The organism is Bradyrhizobium sp. USDA 4510, from assembly GCF_054059095.1.
Window position 1 is genome coordinate 8,416,156 of sequence record NZ_JBSSBT010000001.1, and the last position, 21,154, is coordinate 8,437,309.

The following is a 21,154-nucleotide window of genomic DNA, read 5'->3' on the forward strand; positions in this document are numbered from 1 at the left end:
GACAATATGACAGGCCGCGAAAAAAGGCCGTCTTTCGAGGGAGTTTGCCCATGCGTCCGCTGGAATTCGGCTGGTATCTGCCCACGCATGGCGACACCACGGCCTATGGGCTGATGGAGGCCCAGATCGCCGGTTCGCCGGAACTCTGCGAGCGCGTGGTCGCGGCCGCTGAGGACGCCGGCTTCGAGTATCTGCTGATCCCGGTAGGCTCGGTGTGCTGGGAGGCCTGGATCACGGGCGCCTTCATGGCGGCGCGCTCCAGCCGGATCAAGCCGCTGATTGCGGCGCGGCCCGGCTATATCAACCCGGTGCTGATGGCAAAGATGATCTCGACCTTCGACCAGATGTCGGGCGGGCGGATCTGCATCAATCTGATCGCCGGCCAGAACGAGAGCGAGGTCGAGGCCGAGGGCGTGCGCTATGCCAAAGAGGAACGCTACGCGCTGATGGAGGAGGAGGTCTCGATCCTCAAGGCGCTGTGGACGACGCGCGGCCCGGTGCATTTCCAGGGCAGGTTTCACACGATCTCCGGCGCGCATATCAGGCCGCGGCCGCTGCAGCAGCCGTTCCCGAAATTCTATCTCGGCGGTGGCTCGCGGCAGGCCTGGGAGGTGTCGGCGAAGCATTCCGATGTTCATCTGTTCTGGGGCGACCTGCCGGAACGCATCGCGGAGAATATCGCCGAGATCCGGCGGATGGCGCGGGCGCATGACCGCGGGGATGCGATCGGCTTCGGCATGCGGTTGCAGGTGATCTGCCGCGAGAACGAGACGGATGCCTGGGAGGCGGCCGACCAGCTGGTGCGCCACGCCACCGAGCGGCAGAAGCAGGAGATGAAGACGCTTTACAATCGCTCGGAGGCCAACCAGCGCGTGCAGCAGCTCGCGCGCGACTACGGCGATCTCCTGATGCCGCATCTGTGGACCGGCATCACCAAGGTGCGGCCCGGCGCCGGCATCGCGGTGGTCGGCGATCCCGCGCAATGCGCCGCGACCTTGCAGCAGTTCATCGATGCCGGTTGCCACTCCTTCTGCCTGTCCGGTTATCTGCACGACGAGGAGGCCGAGCGGTTCGGCCGCCTGATCCGCCCGATCCTCGCCGCCAACAATCATGGACGGCTCGTGGCCTGAGGTGCGGGTGCGGAAGCTTTCCGAAAATTCACGGGTGAATCTGCGCCGGACGCGCCATGATCCAGCCGAGCTCGCGGCAGCAACGGAGTCGAACCATGCATCACCGGGCCTGGCTTGCGGCCGCGGCATTGCTCGTCGTGGCGGCGGCGCACGGACCCGCGGCGTCCGCGACGCAGGCACAGACCGAGCGCGACCGGAAACCGGTCAAGGAGATCGCCAATGCGCGGATTGCCGTCGGCAAAGCGAGCTTTCCGCTCTACCTCTCGGCCGACTGGTCCAACCCGCTGCCGGATGTTACGCGCGCGGTGCTCGTGCTGCATGGCGTGCTGCGCAATGCCGACGACTATTTTCGCGCGGCGCTGAGCGCGCAGGCCGCATCGCGCCGCAATTCCTGATCGAGTCCGACGTCGAGGCCTTCAAGCTGCCGGCGGAGACGCTGCGCTGGAGCCTCTATGGCTGGCAGGGCGGCGAGCCTGCGCTCGCGCCGAGCGCGGCGAGCTCGTTCGAGGCGCTCGATGCCATCCTGGCGAAGCTCGGCGACCGCAAGCTGTTTCCGAACCTGCAGCAGGTCGTCGTGTTCGGTCATTCCGGCGGCGGCCAGGTGGTGCAGCGCTATGCGATCGCGGTGAAGGGCGATCAGCTGCTGCTGCGCGAGGGCATCGGCGTGCGCTATGTGGTCGCCAATCCGTCCTCCTACGCCTATTTCACCAAGGAGCGGCCGGAGCCCGCGATCGCGGCGAACTGCCATGGCTACAACAGCTGGAAATTCGGTATGGACGACCGCCCGCCCTATCTTACCGAGCCTTCGCCGGCTGCGCTGGAGCAGGCCTATGTCGCGCGCCGCGTGATCTATCTGCTCGGAACGCTCGACACCAACCCCAATCATCCCGCGCTCGACAAATCCTGCATGGCGGAAGCCGAGGGGCCGTACCGTTACGCGTGCGGGCATTCCTATGCCGCCGTGATGCAGGCCCGCGACGGCGGCGCGCCAAACCACAGCGTGTGGGATGTGCCCGGCGTCGGCCATGCCGGCGGCAAGATGCTCAATTCGCCCTGCGGCCTGACCGCCGTATTCGACATCCCCGGCTGCGAAGCAGCGCGCTGAGCCCCCCGACACCAGAATTTGTGCGCGGAGACGGTGGCAAGCGGCACAGAGATCGCCTACGCTTGTGCCGCGAATGGAGCAGCACGACCGACAGCTCGATGGAGAACATCATGAGAGCAGGTTTGATCACGCTTCTGACAGCCGGTGCCTTCCTCGGCTTGACCCCGGCCAACGCCGCAGAGGGATGCGGTGACGGTTGCCACAGGACCTCACGAGGTGCCTGCGTGATCGACGGCTGGGGCACCGCCGCGCGGGTCAGGAATGAGTGTCCCGCCACCTCGCGCCCGCGCCCGCCGTGTGGTGGCGCTGGCTTCGTCTGGCGGCGCGACTACCAGGCTTGCAGCCAGACCACGAAGGATTGGCTCTAGTGTGCTGAATGCGAAGTTCGTGCGATTTCGCGGCAGCCACTTTCACGAACTTCGCATTCATAAAGCACTAGAATCATAAGTTTGCTAGTGTCCTTATCGAATCCGAAGTTCGCTCCGAAGGTGCGGCAAATGATGCGAACTTCGGATTCGGGACACTAGCCGTCGACGGCCTGACCAGCGTCACGCCGGCACGATCACCTTGCCGATCGGCCACAGCGCGATGCCGGCAAGCTTGAGATGCGCCCAGGCGAACGGGATGCCGATGATGGTCACCGCCAGCAGGATCGCGGTGATCACATGGCCGATCGCGAGCCACCAGCCGGCCAGGATGAACCAGATCAGATTGCCGATCACGCCGAGCGGTCCGGTACCGATGTCGGACGTGCCGGTCACCTCATCGCGGCGCACCGCACGCGAGCCGAACGGGAGCAGCGTGTAGACGGCGATGTTGAAGGCGGCGCGCGCCCAGGGCAGCCCGATAATGGTCACCGCCATGATCACGGCGGCGACCAGCCAGCCGAACGCCATCCACGCGCCGCCGATCAGGATCCAGAGGATGTTCAGGAGGATAGATACAGGCTGCATGGCTGACACCTTCGCGCCGCTTGGGACTGCTCTTTATATACGCCGCCGCCCGGGGCTGCGGTAGGTGTGGCCTAACCGCGCGCCTGCCGTGACGAGGCGCTTCACCGGCGGCTGGCACCGAACGACAGCTGGCATCTCATTGCATCCATCGCGACGGCAATTAATCTCGCGCGACCGGGCAGGGCGCAAAGACGCCTGCACCGAAAAGGGAGAACAACAATGAGAACAATATTCGGAGCAGGGATCTTGGCGGCGCTGGCATTGTCGGTGTCGGCCGTGCGGGCTGAGGACGCCGTGCGCTTCGCGCCGCTGAAGGCGGAGGAGCTGTCGCCGGCGCAAAAGGCCTGGGCCGACATGATCAGCGCGCCGCCGCGCAATGGCAAATTCACCGCGCCGCCCTACCGCGCCTATATCCGCAATCCCGATCTGGCACCAAAGCTGTCGAACCTGTCGGAGTATCTGCGGTGGAATACCTCGCTGCCGGCGCGGCTCAGCGAAATGGCGATCCTGATCACGGCGCGGCACTGGACCGCGCAATATGAATGGTCCGCGCACCATCCGCTGGCGATCAAGGGCGGGCTCGATCCGAAAATCGCGGACGCGATCGCCAAGGGCACGCGGCCCGAGAGCATGAAGGACGACGAGGCCGCGCTGTACGATCTCGGCATCGCGCTCTATCGCGACAAGAAGGTCAGCGACGCTGTCTACAAGGCGGCGCTGGATAGATTCGGCGAGCGCGGCATCACGGATATCATCGCCATCATGGGCTATTACGACATGGTCTCGATGATGCTGATCACGATGCAGGCCGGTCCCGCGAATAACGGCGTGCAGCCGTTGGCGGTGCTGGAGAAGTAGGGCGTCTGCAGTGGTCTCGCGTTCTTACCTCTCCCGCCTGCGGGCGAGGTCGACGTGCGCGCAGCGCGCGGCGGGTGGGGGCTCTCTCCCCAGTTTTGACTCGTGGTGAAACCCCTACCCCAACCCTCCGCCGCAAGCGGGAGAGGGAGCGCAGTCACATCGCGCGCTTACCGCCGGAAACCGCTGGCGCGCGAATAGCCCTGGCGGCCTTCCTGGGCGGGGCGCGCGGCCATGCTGGCGCGCGTTTCGCTGGCGACCGGCGTCGCCGGCTTCAAATCCTCGAGGAAGATCGGTTTGGCGAAGTAATAGCCCTGGGCATAGCGGATCTTGGTCGCGGCCTGCAGATAGGTGAGTTCCTCGTAGGACTCGATACCCTCGGCGATCACGGTCATGCCGAGCGCCTCGCTCAGCGATTCGATTGCGCGCAAGATGCCCTGGCTGCGCGGCCGCTGATGGATGTCGGTGATGAAGGAGCGGTCGATCTTGATCTCGTCGGCGGTGATATCGGCGAGCGCCGACAGCGACGAATAGCCGATGCCGAAATCGTCGATCGAGATGCCGACGCCGATGCCGCGCAGGATCGGCAGGATCTGGTCCTGGAAATGCGACCGCGTCACGAACGCGTCCTCGGTTACCTCGATCATGAAGCGTTTGGGGAAGCCGGTCTCCTCGAGCGCGCGCGCGAACCGGCGCATGAATTCGAGGTTGGAGGCCTGCTTGGCGGCGACATTGATGCTGATCGTCGCCGTCGGACCGAACGTGTCGTTGATCAGGTCGATCGACTTGACGATCTCCGCCAGCACCAGGAACGTCAGCTCGTCGATCAGGCCGAGCTCGACCGCGAGATCGATGAAGGTGCCCGGCGCCTGGATCACGCCCTCGTCGTCGCGCAGCCGCACCAGCGCCTCGATGCCCTTCACCTCCTGGGTGCGGATATCGACCTTGGCCTGGAACGCGCAGCAGAAACGCTTTTCCAGGATCGCCAGCCGCAGCGACTGCTCGATCTTCATCCGCGCCAGCGCCTCGCGCTCCATGCTGTTGTCGAAGAACGCGGTCGAGCCCTTGCCGTTGTTCTTGACGCGGTACATCGCGATATCGGCATTCTGGCGCAGCGCCTCGTAGCTCCGGCCATGCATCGGATAGAGGCTGACGCCGATCGAGGTCGAGGCGAAGATCTCGGAGTCCTCGATGAAGAACGGCGCCTTCAGCCGCTCCTGCATGACATGGATGAATTCGGCGACTTCGTCATTGCCGCTGATCGGGTTGAGCAGCAGCAGGAATTCATCGCCGGAGATGCGCGACAGGATATCGGTGTCGCGCAGCGCGTGGCCGAGTCGCTTCGACAGCTCAACGAGCAGCGCATCGCCGATCGCGTGGCCGTAATAGTCGTTGATGTGCTTGAAGTTGTCGACGTCGAGGAAGGCGAGCGCGAAATGGCCTTGCGAATCGTCGCGGATCAAGCCGTTGACGCGGTGCTCGATCACCCGGCGGGTCGGCAGGCCGGTCAGCTCGTCGTAATAGGCCGAGCGGAACAGCTGGTCCTCGAACGCCTTCTGCTCGCTGATGTCGGTCGAGGTCGAGATCAGGAGATTGCGACCGGCGATCCGGACGGGCCGGTGCGAGGTCAGGAACACGTATTTGGATGCGCCGCAGGAGAGCGTTTCCTCGAGCACCACCGGACGGCCGCTGCGCAGCAGGTCCAGGTTGGCGGCGTGGCGCTCGTCGACCGGGGACGGCTGGCTCGCGCTGGCGGCCAGCTGCAGCTGGCTCGCGGCTGCTTCATTCACCAGGATGATCTGGCCCTGCTCGTCCTGGACGGTCACTCCCGCCGGAAGGAGTTGGAGAAGGTCGCGCAGGATACGCAATTCATTGCCGGAAATATCGTCTTGGCCGGGCACTGCCGCGCCCGCCTGAAAATCGTGTCTGGTGAGACTGTGCATGCGCCGACCTTGGCAAAGTCCGTTGTAGTTTTGGTTAAGCGGACCTGCGAAATGCCGTGACAGAATGAGACCGCGACGGCTTTCGCAAGCCGTCGCGGCAATCGTCATTAACAGAGTATCAATGTCGGCCGCGACCGCTGGTGAAAGCGATTGCGCTGCGCGCGGTTGCATCAACACATGCGCGTGTGCCGGAAAGCCGACTTATCAACAGCTCGGAAGCTTGCACTGCATGGTGCAGTGAACACCGGTCTTCAGGTAACTGATCTCGGTCTTGCCGTCGAACGGCCGCAGCGCCGACTTGAGCAGCTTGGTGCCGAAGCCGGCTTCGCCGATCGTCTCGACCACTGGTCCCTCGGTCTCGTCCCAGATCACGTTGAGACGTCCGTCGTCGACCGTCCATGACACTTGTAAAAATCCGCGCGGCGAGGAGAAGGCGCCGTATTTTCCGGCGTTGGTTGCGAGCTCATGGAAGATCAGCGCCAGCGAGACGGCGAGCTTGGCGGGCAGGAACAGCTGCTCGCCATTGAGGTTGAACCGCACGTGGCCGTAGGGCCCGAGTTCCGAGCGCAGCAAATCCTTGATATCGCAGCCATAGCCGTCGACCCGCGCGATCAGATCGTCGGTTGCCGAGAGCGCGCGGATGCGATGGTCGATGCGCTGCCAGACATCGGGCCGGTCCTGCAGCGCCTGATGCAGCACGGCGTGAATGGTCGAGGACTTGTTCTTCAGCCGGTGCTGCAATTCGTCGACCACCACCTTGCGGTACTGCTCTTCCTCGATCAGCCGTTTGGAAACTTCGCGCTGCTGTGCGACCAGGGAACGGTAATGCTCGACGCCCCAGATCGCGATGCCGCACACAACCCAGAAGATCATCAGCAGCGCAAAGCGTGCCGGATCGGCGTGCGCGCCGCTGAAATTGAGCACGACGCCGAGCAGGCCGCTCGCCAGCGCGGTCGCGATCCCGATCCGGAAACCGCCAAGGGCGGTGGCAAAGAACACCGCCGGGAAATAGGGCGTGAAGAACACATCCGGCCGGATCTGGGCGAGCCCGAAGCGCGCGGCCGTGGCCAAAACGAGACAAAGCACCGCGAAGGCGACCGCAAGCCGCACCGACGGCTGGGCATCGCCCCGCCAACACGCCCTGAAATCGTCGATCCACTTCGCCATCGGTCGTTCCAGTTCACGTGAACAGGCGACCCAAAATAAGGCCGCTGCGACCGAAAAACCGCAGTAGTGGCCTTCTGGCCACAGGCGGACCTCGCGACCGTGGCGGCTTGCAAGTACTTGTATTGGCAGCAGGAGCTGGGGAATATCCGCAACATCATACGTAAGTTGAGGGGACCGACATGGGACGGCTGAACGGCAAGGTCGCGGTGATCACAGGGGCGACCAGCGGCATCGGGCTGCGCACGGCGGAGATCTTTGTCGCGGAGGGCGCGAAGGTGGTGATTGCCGGACGCCGCGCGCCGGAGGGCGAGGCACTGGCGCAACAGCTCGGCGAGACCTGCGTGTTCCGTCAGACCGACGTCACGGTCGAGGAACAGATGCAGGCGCTGATCGCGCTTGCGGTTGAGAAGTTCGGCCGGATCGACTGCCTGTTCAACAATGCCGGCGGCCCGGCGCAGACCGGGGGCATCGAAGGCCTCGACGTCGAGCGGTTCGATGCCGCGATGGCGACGCTGGTGCGCAGCGTCATGCTCGGCATGAAGCATGCCGCGCCCTACATGCGCAAACAGGGCTCCGGCAGCATCATCAACAATGGCAGCATCGCCGGACGGCTCGCCGGCTTCTCGTCGTCGATGGTCTATGGCGCCGCGAAGGCCGCGGTCATTCATTTCACCAAATGCGTGGCGATGGAGCTCGGCGAGTCCGGCATCCGCGTCAACTCGATCTCGCCCGGCGCGATCGCTACCGGCATTTTCGGCAAGGCGCTCGGGCTGTCGACGGAAGCGGCGGAGAAGACCGCGGCCGTGATGCGCGAGGTCTACAAGGCGGCGCAGCCGATCCCGCGCGCCGGACTGCCCGACGACATCGCGCATGCCGCGGTGTTCCTGGCGAGCGACGAATCGAGTTTCATCAACGGCCATGACCTCGTCATCGACGGCGCCATCACCGGCGGCCGCAACTGGAGCCAGCAGCAGGCGGGCTACGTCGCGCTGCGCAAGGCGTTCGATCAGGGCGCGGGGTAGCAGCATCCGTCATTGCGAGTGGAGCGACTTGTCCGCAGAAGCATTGGCGAAGGCGGGAGTAATCCATAGCGTGCGCTGCCGATTCCCTCAGGGCGAGGAAAATGCATGAAGCGCGTCTTGATCACGGGCATGTCTGGAACGGGGAAATCGTCCGCGATCGAAGAGTTGGTTGCGCGCGGTCATCGGGCTTACGACCTTGACACACCCGAATGGTCTCACTCGCACGCGGCATGTGCGGGTGATGACGCCGCATTGTTTGGCGTTTGAAGCGCAAACCATCCCCACCGTCGTCCCGGCGCAGGCCGGGACCCATAACCACGAATGGTGATTGTTGCCCAATGCTGGAAGGACGAGCCCCTTTCACAACACCCGCCGCGGCGTATGGGTCCCAGCCTGCGCCGGGACGACGGCGGTGGGTGTGGCGCGAGCTGGCGTTCTTTCTTCCTCCAGCGCTTTTTCTTCCTCCAGGAAGGATCACAAATCACGCCTTCTGTTTCGCCGCGGCCTTAGTAAGATCCGGTGCGTTCACGGCGGGGATCGCGACGCGGCCGGGGCCGGTTTGCTGGAGGGCGGCGGCGGCCTTGTCGTTCTGCATGATCTTGGCCATGACAGCCTGGCCGGCGCGCTCGAACACGGCGCGGTTGTCGATCAGGAACTGGCGCGACTTGCGCAGGCCGTCGATATAGCCATTGATCTCGGGCACGACATAGCGCGCGACCATGTCCCAGCTGCGGCGGGTATTTTCCGGATTGGCCCAGTCGTGCGCGAAGCCGATGATCGAGCCGACGCCGCCCGACACATCGACCAGGTTCTTGATCATCTTGATCAGATCATCCGGCGTGCCGATGGTGGACGCGGCGCCTTCGACGAACGCGGTCTTGTCGACGGCCTCATCGGGCGAGGAGAACGCGGTCAGGCCCGGCCGCATCAGGGTGCCGACGTTATATTCGTTGTGCCAGCGCATCAGCCCGGCACCGGCCTCGCGCCGCGCCTGCTCGCGGGTCTCGGCGATGTGCCAGGACAGCAGCACGCGCCAGTTGGCGCGGCTCACCGTGGTGCCGGCCTTCTTGGCGGCATCCTCGGCGAACTGCCATTGCTGCGGCAGCGCCATCAAGCCCTGGGTCGACATCGAGCCCAGCGAGATGATGCCGATGCCGTATTTGCCGGCGAGCGTCATGCCCGACGGCGAGATCTGCGAGGCCACCACGAACGGCATGTCCTCCTGCAGCGGCAGGATCTGCAACGCGGCGTCGTGCATCTCGAACCAGTCAGTCTTGGCGGTGACGCGCTCGCCGTTGAACAGGCGGCGGATCACCGCGATCGCCTCGTCCTGGCGATCGCGCTGGGTCATCGGGTCGATGCCGAGCGTGTGGGCGTCGGAAGCGAGCGCGCCGGGGCCGGAGCCGAAGATGGCGCGGCCGCCGGTCATATGGTCGAGCTGCACCATGCGCTGCGCGACGTTGAAGGGGTGGTGATAGGGCAGCGAGACCACGCCGGTGCCGAGCTTGATGCGCTTGGTGCGCTCGCCGGCGGCGGCCAGGAACATTTCCGGCGAGGCGATGGTCTCCCAGCCCGAGGAGTGGTGCTCGCCGCACCAGAATTCGTCGTAACCGAGCGCGTCGAGCTGCTCGACGAAATCGAGGTCGCGGCGGAATTGCAGCATCGGATGCTCGCCGATCGGGTGATGCGGGGCGAGGAAGGCTCCGAACTTGAGGCGCGCCATGGGTCGTTCTCTCCGGACTATTGTTATCGGGGGCTTTCCGCCAACCTACGGGGTGGCCCGGGGCAAGGCAATGCTCGGGGGTTGCGGCGGTCGCATGGTTGTTGCGCAAATCGGCGGCGATTGCCGCCGTCCGGAATGTTTCCTAGCGCGTCAACGCAAATTGGCAGCCGGGGCTCGAGCGTCTGTGATCCCGGGCTTACCTCGCAGGTAATCGAAGCGATGACCGGAATCTGCTGATGTCCGCTATAACGTCATTTCGGGCAGGACAGGACATGCACCAGATCGTTTCGACGCGAGCGGACACGTCCCGCCGCTGGTGGGTGCTGGCGATCGTAGTGTCGGCGCAATTCATGTTCGGGGTCGATGCCTTCATCGTCAACGTCGCGATCCCGACGATCGCGGCGGAGCTGCACGCGACGCCGGCAGAGATCGAGGCCGTGATCGCGATCTACCTGATCGCCTATGCCACGCTGGTGGTCACCGGCGGCCGGCTTGGCGACATCCATGGCACCAGGAACGTGTTCATCGCCGGCGTCGCCGGATTCTCGGTGACCTCGCTGTGGTGTGGTCTCGCGCAGTCCGGACCAGAGCTGATCATCGCCCGGCTGGCGCAGGGTGCGACCGCGGCGCTGATGGTGCCGCAGGTGCTGGCGACGCTGCATCTGTTGTTCTCGGGCGCCGCCCGCGCGCGGGCGTTCGGCATCTACGGCATCGTGCTGGGGCTCGCCGGCGCCGCCGGCTTCATGCTCGGCGGCGTGTTGGTGACGCTCGACCTCGCCGGGCTCGGCTGGCGCGCGGTGTTTTTCGTCAACGTGCCGTGCGGCGTCGTCATCATCGCGGCGGCATTGAAGATCATGCCGACGGTGCCGCGCCGGGCCGGCACGCGGCTCGATATCCCGGGCGCGATCGTGCTGTTCGCGGGCCTGCTGTGCCTGATCGGTCCGCTGCTGTTTGGCCATGATCTCAACTGGACGGCATGGGTCTGGCTGGTGATGGCCGTGGGCATCGCTGTGATCGCGACCTTCGTGCGGCTCGAGCGGTCCGTCGCGCGCCGCGGCGGCATGCCGCTGATCGATCTGTCGCTGCTGTCGGATCGCGCCTTCATGCGCGGCCTGGTCGCGGTGTTTTTCTTCTTCTTCGCCAACCTGTCGTTCTACCTGATCATGACCATGTTCATGCAGAAGGGCTTGCAGATTCCGCCGCTACAGGCCGGGCTGGTGTTCGTGCCGCTGGCGCTGACCTTCGTGGTTGCCTCGCGTCACAGCGGCGTGCGCGCAAGGCATCGCGGCACGCTGGTGCTGATCGAGGGCTGTGCGCTGCAGATCGTCGGTCTCGCCGTGCTCGTCGCGACAATTGAGGTGGTCGCGGCACCGTCGGCACTGCTGCTCGCGCTGGCGCTGATGATCTTCGGCTACGGCCAGGGGCTTGTCATGGCGCCATTGTCGAGCGCGGTGCTCGCGAGCGTGCGGCCCGCCAGCGCCGGTGCCGGCTCCGGCATGTACGGCACGACGACGCAGATCGGCAACGCGGCCGGCGTTGCCGCGATCGGCGCAGTCTTCTTCGCAATCGAGAGTACGATGTCAGCACGTCTGGCGCTGTTTGCGGCATGCGCATTGTTTGTGCTGTCGATCGCAATTTCAGCCGCATTTCTGTCATGGATGCGCCGCGCCACGGCGTGAATCCGGCGCCACGCGGCGCGCATTCCTGAAAAGTTGGTGCTCAAACAAGGTGCTATGGCAACTATTTCGGCCGGCTCGCAGCGCGATCACGCATTAACGCCGATTCTCACAAATTCCGCAGGGAAAGACAGCACACGGCCTTTTCATTTTGCAGTGCAGCAATTATCTGATCGGGTGACACAGAAGACCAAATCACCTCAGGAGTTGCTGTTGTCCCTGATCAACAACGTCGAATTTCTGCGTCATCTGCCGAAGATGAACGCGTTCAGCGGCCTTGGCGCACTCGCGCCGGCCGTGCCGACGCCGCTCGTCGAGACGACCGAATTCGGCGTCAACCCCGGCGATCTGAAGATGTTCTCGTTCGTGCCCGCGCAGCTGGCGCGGTCACCCGCGCTCGTCGTGGTGCTGCATGGCTGCGGCCAGACTGCAGCGTCCTACGATCTCGGTGCCGGCTGGTCGGCGCTTGCGGCGCATTACGGCTTCGCACTGCTGATGCCGGAGCAGCAGGCGTTGAACAACGGCAACACCTGCTTCAACTGGTTCAACCCGCAAGACATCGCGCGCGGGCAGGGCGAGGCCGCGTCGATCAGGCAGATGATCGCGCATCTGGTCGGCACGCATGAGATCGACCCGCGCCGCATCTATGTGACGGGTCTGTCCGCCGGCGGCGCGATGGCCTCGGTCATGCTCGCGACCTATCCGGATGTGTTCGCGGCCGGCGCCATCATCGCCGGCCTGCCGTTCGGCGTCGCCACCGATCTGCGCGAAGCGCTGCACGCGATGATGCATGGCAGCGCGCTCTCCGCGCCCGAGCTCGGCGGTCTGGTGCGCAACGCGTCGACGCATGGCGGCGCCTGGCCGAAGATTTCGGTGTGGCACGGCAGTGCCGACCGCACCGTGCATCCCGGCAATGCCGATGCAATCGTGCGGCAGTGGCTCGACGTGCACGGCCTGCCGCTTGCCGCGATGTCGAAGGCGGATGTCGACGGCCATCCGCGCGAGGTGTGGTGGAACGCCGACGGCGAAACGCTGGTCGAGTCCTACACCATCGCCGACATGGCGCATGGCACGCCGCTCGGGCTTGCCGACAATGACGAGCGCTATGGCGTGGAGGGCGCGTTCCTGATCGAGGCCGGGATCTCCTCCTCCTATCACATCGCGAGCTTCTTCGGCCTGACCGACAAGGTCCGTCAGCCGCATATCGCGCCGACCGGAATTCCGCGCGAGCGCGCTGACACGGTCTCGATGACGGTACCGGTGCCCGCGGCCGAGCCGGAGGTGGCATCCGGCCGCAAGAGCGATCGGCCGCGCAAGCGACGGAGCAAGGGTGTCGATGTCGGCGGCGTCATCACGCGGGCGCTCACCGCCGCGGGGCTGATGAAGTAGCTACATCTCGCCGGTCAGGAACGGATTCGTCATCCGCTCCTGGCCGATGTTCGATCCGGCGCCATGGCCGCAGATGAAGCCGACATCGTCGCCGAGCGGCAGCAGCTTGTCCTTGATCGACTGGATCAGGGTCGGGTGGCTGCCCCCGGGCAAATCGGTGCGTCCGACCGAGCCGGCGAACAGCACGTCGCCGACATGGGCGAAGCGCAGCTCCTTGTTGAAGAACACCACGCTGCCCGGTGAGTGGCCGGGGCAGTGCAGGATGTCGAAGGTGAGGTCGCCGATCGAGACCTGATCGCCCTCATCGAGCCAGCGGTCAGGCCCGAAATTGCGCACCCCGGTCATGCCGAAGCGCGCGCCGCTCGAGACGACATTGTCGAGCAGATATTTGTCGGCGATATGCGGGCCCTCGATCTTGACCTGCAGCGCGTCGCGCAGTTCGGCGGCGCCGCCGACATGGTCGATATGACCGTGGGTCAGCCAGATCTTCTCGACCGTCACGCCGGTCTGCTTGATCGCGGCCTGGATCTTCGGCACGTCGCCGCCCGGGTCGATCACCACGGCCTTCTTGGTGGGCTCGTGCCAGATGATGGTGCAGTTCTGCTCGAACAGCGTCACCGGCACGATGATCGCGCCGGCCTTCGGTTTGGTGTCGGTTGTCTCGTTCATGGGGGCACCATAGGCTTCCGGGAAACGCCGTCAACACGCGCTGGAAATGCGGCTGCCCCGGCGTGTGATCCCAAAACGGACCGTGATAAGGTCAACCTCCAGCAGAAGAAGTTCGTGAGCGGGCCGGTACGCGGCTGCTCTCGATCATGATTCAAGTCCTCGCAGTCCGGAACTTCATGACCCAGGCTTCCAAATCACCGCTCGGCGGACCCCGGACCACCGCGCGCGCCTTCTTCGTCGCGGATCGCATCAACACGTCGGGCCTCGAGCGCGGCGACGTGCTGGCCACGACGCCGCTGGCGTTTCGCGTCAATGAAAACGGCGTGGCGATCCTGTTCCGCTACGGCGTCGTCGTGCTGATCGGCCTCAATGCGCTGGAGGAGGATGAATTCCTGCGCAGCCTGCAGTCGCGCATGACCGGCCTGTTCACGCGGCGCGAGGAGGAGATCGCAATCATCGAGCTCGCCGCCGAGAAGGAGGATCAGATTCCGCCGGGCGGCCCGATCTATCTGCAGGGCCTCTCGCCGGAGCGGCTGATCCTGGTCGGCGAGGCGTTGGCGAAAAGCGTGGTGCTGGCGCGGCACGAGCGCGAGGTCCGGGCAGTCTTCGACACGACCGAGCCGCTTGCGCGTGAGCTCGCCAAGGGCGGCCGCGTCCATCGCGGCCGCGTTGCGATCCTCAAGCACATCGGCAACGCGCTGCTGGTGCGGCATCGCGTGGCCGGGCCGGTGGAAGTGTCGGAGAAGCCCGATATCCTCTGGGACAAGCCGCAGCTCGAGCGCCTCTACGCACGGCTCGAGGACGAGTATGAATTGAAGGAGCGTGCGGAGTCGCTGAACCGCAAGCTCGCAGTCGTCGCCGAAACCGCGCAGGTGCTGACCGACATCATCGACACCAGCCGCTCGCTGCGGCTGGAGCTGATCATCGTCTTCCTGATCCTGTTCGAGGTGCTGATCACCATCTATCAGCTGGCGATGGCCCGGCATTGAACGGGCTACAGCGGCCGAATCCGGCCATCTTTCCGTCCCGAATTGTGCGTCATCCCTGAGCCGATCGGCCACTCCGGGCGCGGAGCGGCCTGGGCCGGGCTGCGAGCTTGGGGGGACGGGATGGATCAGGACAGCAGGGACTGGTGGCGGCGCGGCATTTTCTATCAGGTCTATCCGCGCTCGTTCGCGGATAGCGACGGTGACGGCGTCGGCGATCTCAAGGGGATCATCACGCGGCTGCCCTATCTGACGCGGCTTGGCGTCGACGCGGTCTGGCTGTCGCCGATCTTCCCGTCGCCGATGGCCGATTTCGGTTACGATATCTCCGATTACACCGGCATCGACCCGCTGTTCGGGACGATGGAGGATTTCGACGCGCTGGTCGCGGCCGCGCACGATTCCGGCCTCAAGCTGATCCTCGATCTGGTGCCGAACCACACATCCGACCAGCACCAATGGTTCATCGAGGCGAAGAGCTCGCGCGATAACCCTAAGCGCGACTGGTACATCTGGCGCGATCCGGCGCCGGACGGCGGCCCGCCCAACAACTGGCTGTCCGAGTTCGGCGGCAGCGCCTGGGCGTATGACGAGGCCTCAGGCCAATACTATTATCACGCCTTCCTCGCGCAGCAGCCCGATCTCAACTGGCGCAATCGCGAGGTCAGGGACGCGATCTACGACGTGATGCGCTTCTGGCTGCGCAAGGGTGTCGACGGTTTTCGCGTCGACGTGATCTGGCACCTGATCAAGGATGCCGACTTCCGCGATAACCCGACAAACCCGCATTATCGCGCGGGCCGACCGCCGCACGAGAAGCTGCTGACGCAATATTCGACCGATCAGCTCGAGGTGCACACCGTCATCACCGAGATGCGCGGCGTCACCGAGGAATTCGACAACCGCGTGCTGATCGGCGAGATCTATCTGCCGCTGCATCGGCTGGTCGCCTATTACGGCAACGATCTGCGCGGCGCGCAGATGCCGTTCAACTTTGCGCTGCTGTCGACCTTGTGGAGCGCGCGATCGGTCGAGATGATCATCGCCGACTACGAAAAGGCGCTGCCGCCGGGGGCATGGCCGAACTGGGTGCTCGGCAACCACGATCGGCCGCGGGTGGCGAGCCGGGTGGGGCCGGCGCAGGCGCCGGTCGCCGCGATGCTGCTGCTGACGCTGCGCGGCACGCCTACGCTCTATTACGGCGACGAGATCGGCATGCGTCAGGTTGCGATTGCGCCGGATCAGGTGCGCGACCCCTTCGAGAAGAACGTGCCGGATATCGGCGTCGGCCGTGACGGCTGCCGCACTCCGATGCAATGGAGCGCCGAGCGCCATGCCGGCTTCTCGACGGCTCCGCCGTGGCTGCCGCTGGCGCAGGATTTTGCCAGCGACAATGTCGCAAGTCTCGAAGCCGAGAGGACGTCGATCCTCAATCTCTACAAGGCGCTGATCGCGCTGCGGCGAAGGCTGCCGCAGCTCGTCCATGGCAGCTATGAGCCGGTGGCGGCGCACGGTGATGTGCTGCTCTACCGGCGGCGCAGCACTGAGGGCGTCGCCGTGATCGCGCTGAACTTCGGCGCGGCCGCCGCGTCGGTCTCCTCGAGCGCGATCGGCTTCAGCAATGAGGTCCTGCTGTCGACCTTGATGGACCGGCAGGGCGAGAAGGTCGAAGGCGTGCTCGATCTGCGCCCCAATGAGGGCGTGATCCTCGGACCACATCAGGACGATTGACGCCGGGTGCGGGGCTCCATGGTATCGATGTCGCTGCGCTTGAGCAGATAGTCGAGCCCACCGACCCGATACCAGCGATAGCCGTAGGCCTCGATCAGAAGCTTGTGGCGACCGGCCTCGTCGGCGCGGCTGTGGTCCTCGGTCAGGAGATTGACGAGGAGTTTGCCGGCGTCGTCGGGCAGACCGACGTTGAACGATATCTCGAGCGGCTTTTCCGCGAAGTTGTGCACGAACAGCACCGAGTTGTTACGCCAGTCGTAGCGGATGATCAGGATGGCGGGATTGCGGCTTGCGATAACCTTGAAATCTCCCCAGCCGACCTCGGGGACTTCCTTGCGCATGCGGACGATGCGCTCGGTCCAGTTCAGCATCGAATTGGGGGTCGCGCCGTTGCTTGGCCGCGTTGACGTGCTCATAGCCATACGGTCCATTGTCGATGACGGGCACACATGGCCGATCGCTCTCGGTGAAGCCGGCGTGTGGCTCGGTCGACCATTGCATCGGTGTGCGCGCGCAACCGCGTTCGGGCAGGTCGAGATTGTCGCCCATGCCGAGCTCATCGCCGTAGCGGATCACGGGCGTGCCGGGAAGCGTGCACATCACGCTGTAAGCGAGCTCGATGCGTCGGCGGTCGCCGCCCAGCATGGGCGCAAGCCGTCGCCGGATGCCCCGGTCGTAGAGCTGCATGCTCTTGTCGGCACCGAATGCCTCGAACACCGTTTCGCGCTGCGGCTTCGACAGGCGGCCGAGGTCGAGTTCATCATGATTGCGCAGGAACAAGCCCCATTGTGCGGTCGCGGGCCGTGGCTTGGTCGCCGTCAGTGCCTTCGCCAACGGCTTCGTATCCGCCGACGCCAGCGCGTAGAACAGATGCTGATTGACATGGAAGTTGAACATCATGTGCATCCGGTCGCCGTCACGCCCGAAATATTCCATGTCCGTCTCGGGCAATACGTTGGCTTCAGCGAGGATGATCGCGTTGCCCTGGCGCCATTGCAGGAATTCCCGAAACGATCGCAGCATGTCGTACTGCTCGACCGGCTTGCGCCTGGAGGCGCCCTTGGTCGCGATCACGAAGGGCACGGCGTCCATGCGGAAGCCCGAGACGCCGAGCTGAATCCAGAACCCCATGATCTTGAGGATCTCGGCCTGCACATGCGGGTTCGATGTGTTGAGGTCCGGCTGGAAATCGTAGAAGCGGTGAAAGTACCAGGCGCCGGCTTGCTTGTCGCGCGTCCAGGTCGATTTCTGAACGCCGGGAAACACCATGCCGGTGTTGGCATTGGCGGGCTTCCTGTCCGACCAGACATACCAATCGCGGTACGGCGAGTCCTTCGAGCTGCGCGCCGATCGAAACCAGTCGTGCTGATCCGAGGTGTGATTGACGACGAGGTCGATGATGACGCGGATGCCGCGCTGCTGGCAGCCATGGGTAAATTCAACGAAATCGCCCAGCGTGCCGTAGCGCGGATCGACGTCGTAATAATCCGAGATGTCGTAGCCGTCGTCCCTGTTGGGCGAAGGCTGAAATGGCATCAGCCAGATCGCGGTGATGCCGAGCCCGTGCAAATAGTCCAGGCGCCGGAGCAGACCGCTGAAATCACCGATGCCATCGCCGTTGGCATCCATGTAGGTGCCAACCGACAGGCAGTAGATCACTCCGTTCTTGTACCAGAGGTCGTCGATCACCAGGCAATCCTCACCAGTCCACCTGTGGCGGCGGCCGGGAGGATAAGCGGTGAGGCGGCGACGGGTTCCTGTGGAGCGCCGTCCCGCAACGGAGCCGGACAACGCTCCGTGCCGGCCTGACGCTGCCGCGCTCTATCGGTGGGAGCATGATCTCCGCGGAAAGCCGGCTTCCACTTTTCCGGATCATGCGCTCGTGGAATCGGCTAATCTTCGCTCTATGGACTCATCCGCCCGCCAGATCGCGCTTGTGCCCGCGCCCGACCGACGCCAGTCGGAGACTGCGCTTGCGATCGCGCGCGGCACGGCGAGGCTTCTGAGATCGCTGGGATTTTCCTGCATCAGCGAATTGCCGCTGCCGTCCGGCCGAAGAGCCGATCTGGTCGCGCTGAACGAGCGCGGCGAGATCTGGATCGTTGAGATCAAGTCATCGGTCGAGGATCTGCGCGCCGACCAGAAATGGCAGGATTACCGGATGCATTGCGACCGGCTGTTCTTCGCCTTCACGCAGGATCTGCCGTGCGAGATCTTTCCCGTCGACACCGGTTTGATCATCGCCGACGCCTATGGCGCGCATCTGCATTGCGAGGCGCCGGAGCATCGGCTGCCGGCGGCCACCCGCAAGGCGATGACGGTGCGCTTTGCCATGGCCGCGGCGCAGCGCATCAACCGGCTGGTCGATCCGCAGGGGCACGCCGAGTTTTAGCGAATAACATGCTGTTGCCCCGTCATCCCGCGCAAAGGCCTCGCCTTTGTCGCCGGGGGCGCGAGCGGAGCGAGCCTCGAAGGATGGTTCGGCCGGGCTGGTGGCCGTCGACCCTTCGAGACGCGCGCAAGGGCGCGCTCCTGAGGGTGACGGACAGCTTGTTGGATTCCGTAGGATGGGTAGATCGAAGCGAAACCCATCAGCTTCGGGACACCGGGAGAGAGGATGGGTATCGCTTCGCTCCACCCATCCTACGAAGCTGCCCACCCTACAAAAGCAAATGGCCGGGAGGAGCCCGGCCATCGCGAAAGCAAATGAAGTATCGCTTACCGCGGGGCGCGCTTGGCGAGGATGCGCTGCAAGGTGCGGCGGTGCATGTTGAGGCGGCGCGCGGTCTCCGAGACGTTGCGGTTGCACATCTCGTAGATGCGCTGGATGTGCTCCCAGCGCACGCGGTCCGCCGACATCGGATTGGCCGGCAGCTCGGACTTCTCGGTGCCGGTCGCGAGCAGCGCGGCGACGACGTCATCGGCGTCGGCGGGCTTCGAGAGATAATCGACGGCGCCCATCTTCACCGCGGTGACGGCGGTGGCGATGTTGCCGTAGCCGGTCAGCACGATCGCGCGCGCCTCGGGGCGCTTGCGCTTCAACGCCGAAACGACGTCGAGGCCGTTGCCGTCGCCGAGGCGAAGATCGACGACTGCGAAAGCGGGCGCGGCGCGGCCGATCTCGGCGAGACCATCAGATACCGTGTCGCATGACTTCACCGCGAAACCCCGCGTCTCCATCGCGCGCGACAGGCGTTCCAGGAACGGCTTGTCGTCCTCGACGATGAGGAGCGAGCGGTCGGCATGGTCATTCAGTTCAGTGATGGCGTTCACGATCCATTTTTCCCTGTGGCAGACCCCTATTATATGTGGTCCTACTGCGGCGCTGCCAAGGCAGCCGAAAGTCGCGTGCTTGTCCGGAAAGAGCAATGCATCCGTAATGCCAGGGTCGCGATTAAGAATCGTTCTTAGGATTCGGTTTCGTCGCCAGGCGCGGCTTCCTCGAAGCGCTCGCGCGGCCAGACGATCTGCACCACGGCGCCGTGATCGGGAAAGGTGCGATTGGTAAACGACACCTTGGCGCCAGTGCGTTCCAGCAGCGTCCTTGCGATGAAAACGCCCAGACCGAGGCCCCCACGTGGGTTTTGGGCCTCATCCGCACCTCGGCGACGCGACAGATACGGCTCGCCGATCCGCTTCAGCATGTCGGGCGCGATGCCCGGACCGTCGTCGGAGACGACGACTTCAACGGTCTCGGCGTTCCACCACGCGTTCACCTCGACGGTCTGGTGCGCGAAATCGACCGCATTTTCGAGAATGTTTCCGACGCCATAGAGGATCGCCGGATTGCGCGCGGCGACCGGTTCAGGCGTTGCTGCGACAGCAAGCCGCACCTTGATGTTGATGCCGAAATCGCGATGCGGCGCCACCGCCTCCTCGATCAAGGTCGACAGCTTCATGGTGTCGAACGGCGCACCGCTCGATGACAATTGCGCGATCTTGCTCAGGATGTCGCGGCAGCGCTGCGCCTGCTCACGCAGGGTCTTGAGGTCGCCGGCGATCGCCGCGTCATGCACCGTCTTCTCGAGCTCGCGCGAGATCAGGAAGATCGTCGACAGCGGCGTTCCGAGCTCATGCGCGGCGGCGGCGGCGAGGCCGTCGAGCTGAGTCAGGTGCTGTTCGCGTGTCAGTACCAGTTCGGTCGCGGCCAGCGCATCGGAGAGCTGGCGCGCTTCCTCCGTCACCTGGAATGCGTAAAGACTGGTGACACCGATCGCGAGCAGGATCGAAAGCCAGACGCCGATCAAATAGATCGGCGGCAGCACCAAGGGATCGTCGGCGTCCCAAGGCAGCGGCAGATGGTAGAAGAACAGCGCCGAGGCGCAGGCGACCGCAAGGCAGCCGAGCGCTATCGTCAGCCGGATCGGCAGCACGGTGGCCGAGATCAGGACCGGTGCCAGGAACAGGAACGAGAACGGGTTCTGCAATCCGCCGGTGAAGTACAGGAGCCCGCCGAGCTCGACGATGTTGAAGGCGAGCAGGGCGGCGGCATAGGCCGGCTCCAGCCGCTGCATCGGGTTGAAGGCGATCTGCAGCGCCAGATTGAGCAGCGCCGAGAACGTCACGATGGTGACGCATGGGACGATCGGAACGTCGAATTCCAGTCCCTGCGCCACGATGAAGATGGCGACGAGCTGGCCGAGCGCGGCGAGCCAGCGCAGCCGCAGGATCGTATCCAGGCGGACGTAGCGGCGGGGTTGGCGGAAATCGGAAGCGACGTCGGTCATCCCGGGACCTTAGCTGTGCCGTGGGCGGCGCACAAATTCGCGACTTAGCGCAACGATGCGGGGCGAGCCTTTAATTAC

16 protein-coding genes and 2 pseudogenes are annotated in these 21,154 nt (G+C 64.7%); 10 read left to right on the forward strand and 8 right to left on the reverse strand.

The features are described 5' to 3' along the window. The first annotated feature begins 50 nt into the window (after positions 1-50). The 3 genes and pseudogenes from ACVMDN_RS39070 (at position 51) to ACVMDN_RS39080 (ending at position 2,603) form a co-directional block, all read left to right on the forward strand. A complete protein-coding gene (locus ACVMDN_RS39070) occupies positions 51-1,130 on the forward strand; it encodes an LLM class flavin-dependent oxidoreductase (RefSeq protein ID WP_076824612.1) in 1,080 nt (359 codons plus the stop codon). A gap of 95 nt (positions 1,131-1,225) precedes the next feature. Then, positions 1,226-2,235, forward strand: a pseudogene (locus tag ACVMDN_RS39075) (alpha/beta hydrolase). Positions 2,236-2,345: 110 nt separating this feature from the next. Continuing rightward, the gene (locus ACVMDN_RS39080; RefSeq protein ID WP_156436045.1) at positions 2,346-2,603 is read left to right on the forward strand and encodes a GCG_CRPN prefix-to-repeats domain-containing protein; all 258 of its coding nucleotides are present in this window, start codon (positions 2,346-2,348) and stop codon (positions 2,601-2,603) included. A 180-nt stretch (positions 2,604-2,783) separates the two neighbouring features. Here ACVMDN_RS39080 and ACVMDN_RS39085 read toward each other — a convergent pair whose 3' ends face one another. After that, positions 2,784-3,188: a YccF domain-containing protein gene (locus ACVMDN_RS39085; RefSeq protein ID WP_016843571.1), complete on the reverse strand. Its 405-nt coding sequence runs from the start codon at positions 3,186-3,188 to the stop codon at positions 2,784-2,786. A gap of 219 nt (positions 3,189-3,407) precedes the next feature. Here ACVMDN_RS39085 and ACVMDN_RS39090 point away from each other — a divergent pair, with 219 nt between their 5' ends. Then, positions 3,408-4,046, forward strand: coding sequence for a carboxymuconolactone decarboxylase family protein (locus tag ACVMDN_RS39090; RefSeq protein WP_076824616.1), 639 nt, complete (start codon positions 3,408-3,410; stop codon positions 4,044-4,046). 167 nt (positions 4,047-4,213) lie between these two features. On the opposite strand, the gene ACVMDN_RS39095 is transcribed toward ACVMDN_RS39090, so the two are convergent. Beyond that, on the reverse strand, positions 4,214-5,986 hold the full coding sequence (locus tag ACVMDN_RS39095; protein ID WP_057015383.1) for a putative bifunctional diguanylate cyclase/phosphodiesterase: 1,773 nt from the start codon (positions 5,984-5,986) through the stop codon (positions 4,214-4,216). 204 nt (positions 5,987-6,190) lie between these two features. After that, entirely contained in the window at positions 6,191-7,153 is a 963-nt protein-coding gene (locus ACVMDN_RS39100) for a sensor histidine kinase (RefSeq protein ID WP_057015384.1), read from the reverse strand. A 179-nt stretch (positions 7,154-7,332) separates the two neighbouring features. Between ACVMDN_RS39100 and ACVMDN_RS39105 the strand changes: the two genes are divergently transcribed. Beyond that, positions 7,333-8,175 (forward strand): SDR family NAD(P)-dependent oxidoreductase, encoded by an 843-nt coding sequence (locus ACVMDN_RS39105; RefSeq protein WP_076824619.1) that lies wholly within the window; start codon positions 7,333-7,335, stop codon positions 8,173-8,175. 481 nt (positions 8,176-8,656) lie between these two features. Here ACVMDN_RS39105 and ACVMDN_RS39110 read toward each other — a convergent pair whose 3' ends face one another. Beyond that, positions 8,657-9,898 carry an LLM class flavin-dependent oxidoreductase gene (locus ACVMDN_RS39110; RefSeq protein ID WP_076824620.1) on the reverse strand — a complete coding sequence of 414 codons (1,242 nt, stop codon included), beginning with the start codon at positions 9,896-9,898 and terminating at the stop codon, positions 8,657-8,659. A gap of 272 nt (positions 9,899-10,170) precedes the next feature. Between ACVMDN_RS39110 and ACVMDN_RS39115 the strand changes: the two genes are divergently transcribed. Continuing rightward, the gene (locus tag ACVMDN_RS39115) at positions 10,171-11,577 is read left to right on the forward strand and encodes an MFS transporter (RefSeq protein ID WP_076824622.1); all 1,407 of its coding nucleotides are present in this window, start codon (positions 10,171-10,173) and stop codon (positions 11,575-11,577) included. A 210-nt stretch (positions 11,578-11,787) separates the two neighbouring features. Continuing rightward, the gene (locus tag ACVMDN_RS39120; protein WP_057015412.1) at positions 11,788-12,963 is read left to right on the forward strand and encodes an extracellular catalytic domain type 1 short-chain-length polyhydroxyalkanoate depolymerase; all 1,176 of its coding nucleotides are present in this window, start codon (positions 11,788-11,790) and stop codon (positions 12,961-12,963) included. On the opposite strand, the gene ACVMDN_RS39125 is transcribed toward ACVMDN_RS39120, so the two are convergent. Further along, positions 12,964-13,632 carry an MBL fold metallo-hydrolase gene (locus ACVMDN_RS39125; RefSeq protein ID WP_076824624.1) on the reverse strand — a complete coding sequence of 223 codons (669 nt, stop codon included), beginning with the start codon at positions 13,630-13,632 and terminating at the stop codon, positions 12,964-12,966. 176 nt (positions 13,633-13,808) lie between these two features. Between ACVMDN_RS39125 and ACVMDN_RS39130 the strand changes: the two genes are divergently transcribed. Next, on the forward strand, positions 13,809-14,621 hold the full coding sequence (locus ACVMDN_RS39130; protein WP_057015413.1) for an RMD1 family protein: 813 nt from the start codon (positions 13,809-13,811) through the stop codon (positions 14,619-14,621). Between the two features lie 120 nt (positions 14,622-14,741). Then, positions 14,742-16,349: an alpha-amylase family glycosyl hydrolase gene (locus ACVMDN_RS39135; RefSeq protein WP_076824626.1), complete on the forward strand. Its 1,608-nt coding sequence runs from the start codon at positions 14,742-14,744 to the stop codon at positions 16,347-16,349. Here ACVMDN_RS39135 and ACVMDN_RS39140 read toward each other — a convergent pair. Further along, positions 16,337-18,038: pseudogene (locus tag ACVMDN_RS39140) on the reverse strand (alpha-amylase family protein). The gene ACVMDN_RS39135 and the pseudogene ACVMDN_RS39140 overlap by 13 nt on opposite strands. A 217-nt stretch (positions 18,039-18,255) precedes the next feature. On the opposite strand from ACVMDN_RS39140, the gene ACVMDN_RS39145 reads away from it, so the two are divergent. Beyond that, positions 18,256-18,741, forward strand: a complete 486-nt coding sequence (locus tag ACVMDN_RS39145) for an MmcB family DNA repair protein (RefSeq protein WP_076824630.1) — start codon at positions 18,256-18,258, stop codon at positions 18,739-18,741. Between the two features lie 326 nt (positions 18,742-19,067). On the opposite strand, the gene ACVMDN_RS39150 is transcribed toward ACVMDN_RS39145, so the two are convergent. Together ACVMDN_RS39150 and ACVMDN_RS39155 are read right to left on the reverse strand one after the other, a co-directional pair. Further along, entirely contained in the window at positions 19,068-19,622 is a 555-nt protein-coding gene (locus ACVMDN_RS39150) for an ActR/PrrA/RegA family redox response regulator transcription factor (protein WP_016845514.1), read from the reverse strand. Between the two features lie 134 nt (positions 19,623-19,756). Next, entirely contained in the window at positions 19,757-21,076 is a 1,320-nt protein-coding gene (locus ACVMDN_RS39155) for an ActS/PrrB/RegB family redox-sensitive histidine kinase (RefSeq protein WP_076824632.1), read from the reverse strand. Positions 21,077-21,154 lie beyond the last annotated feature (78 nt).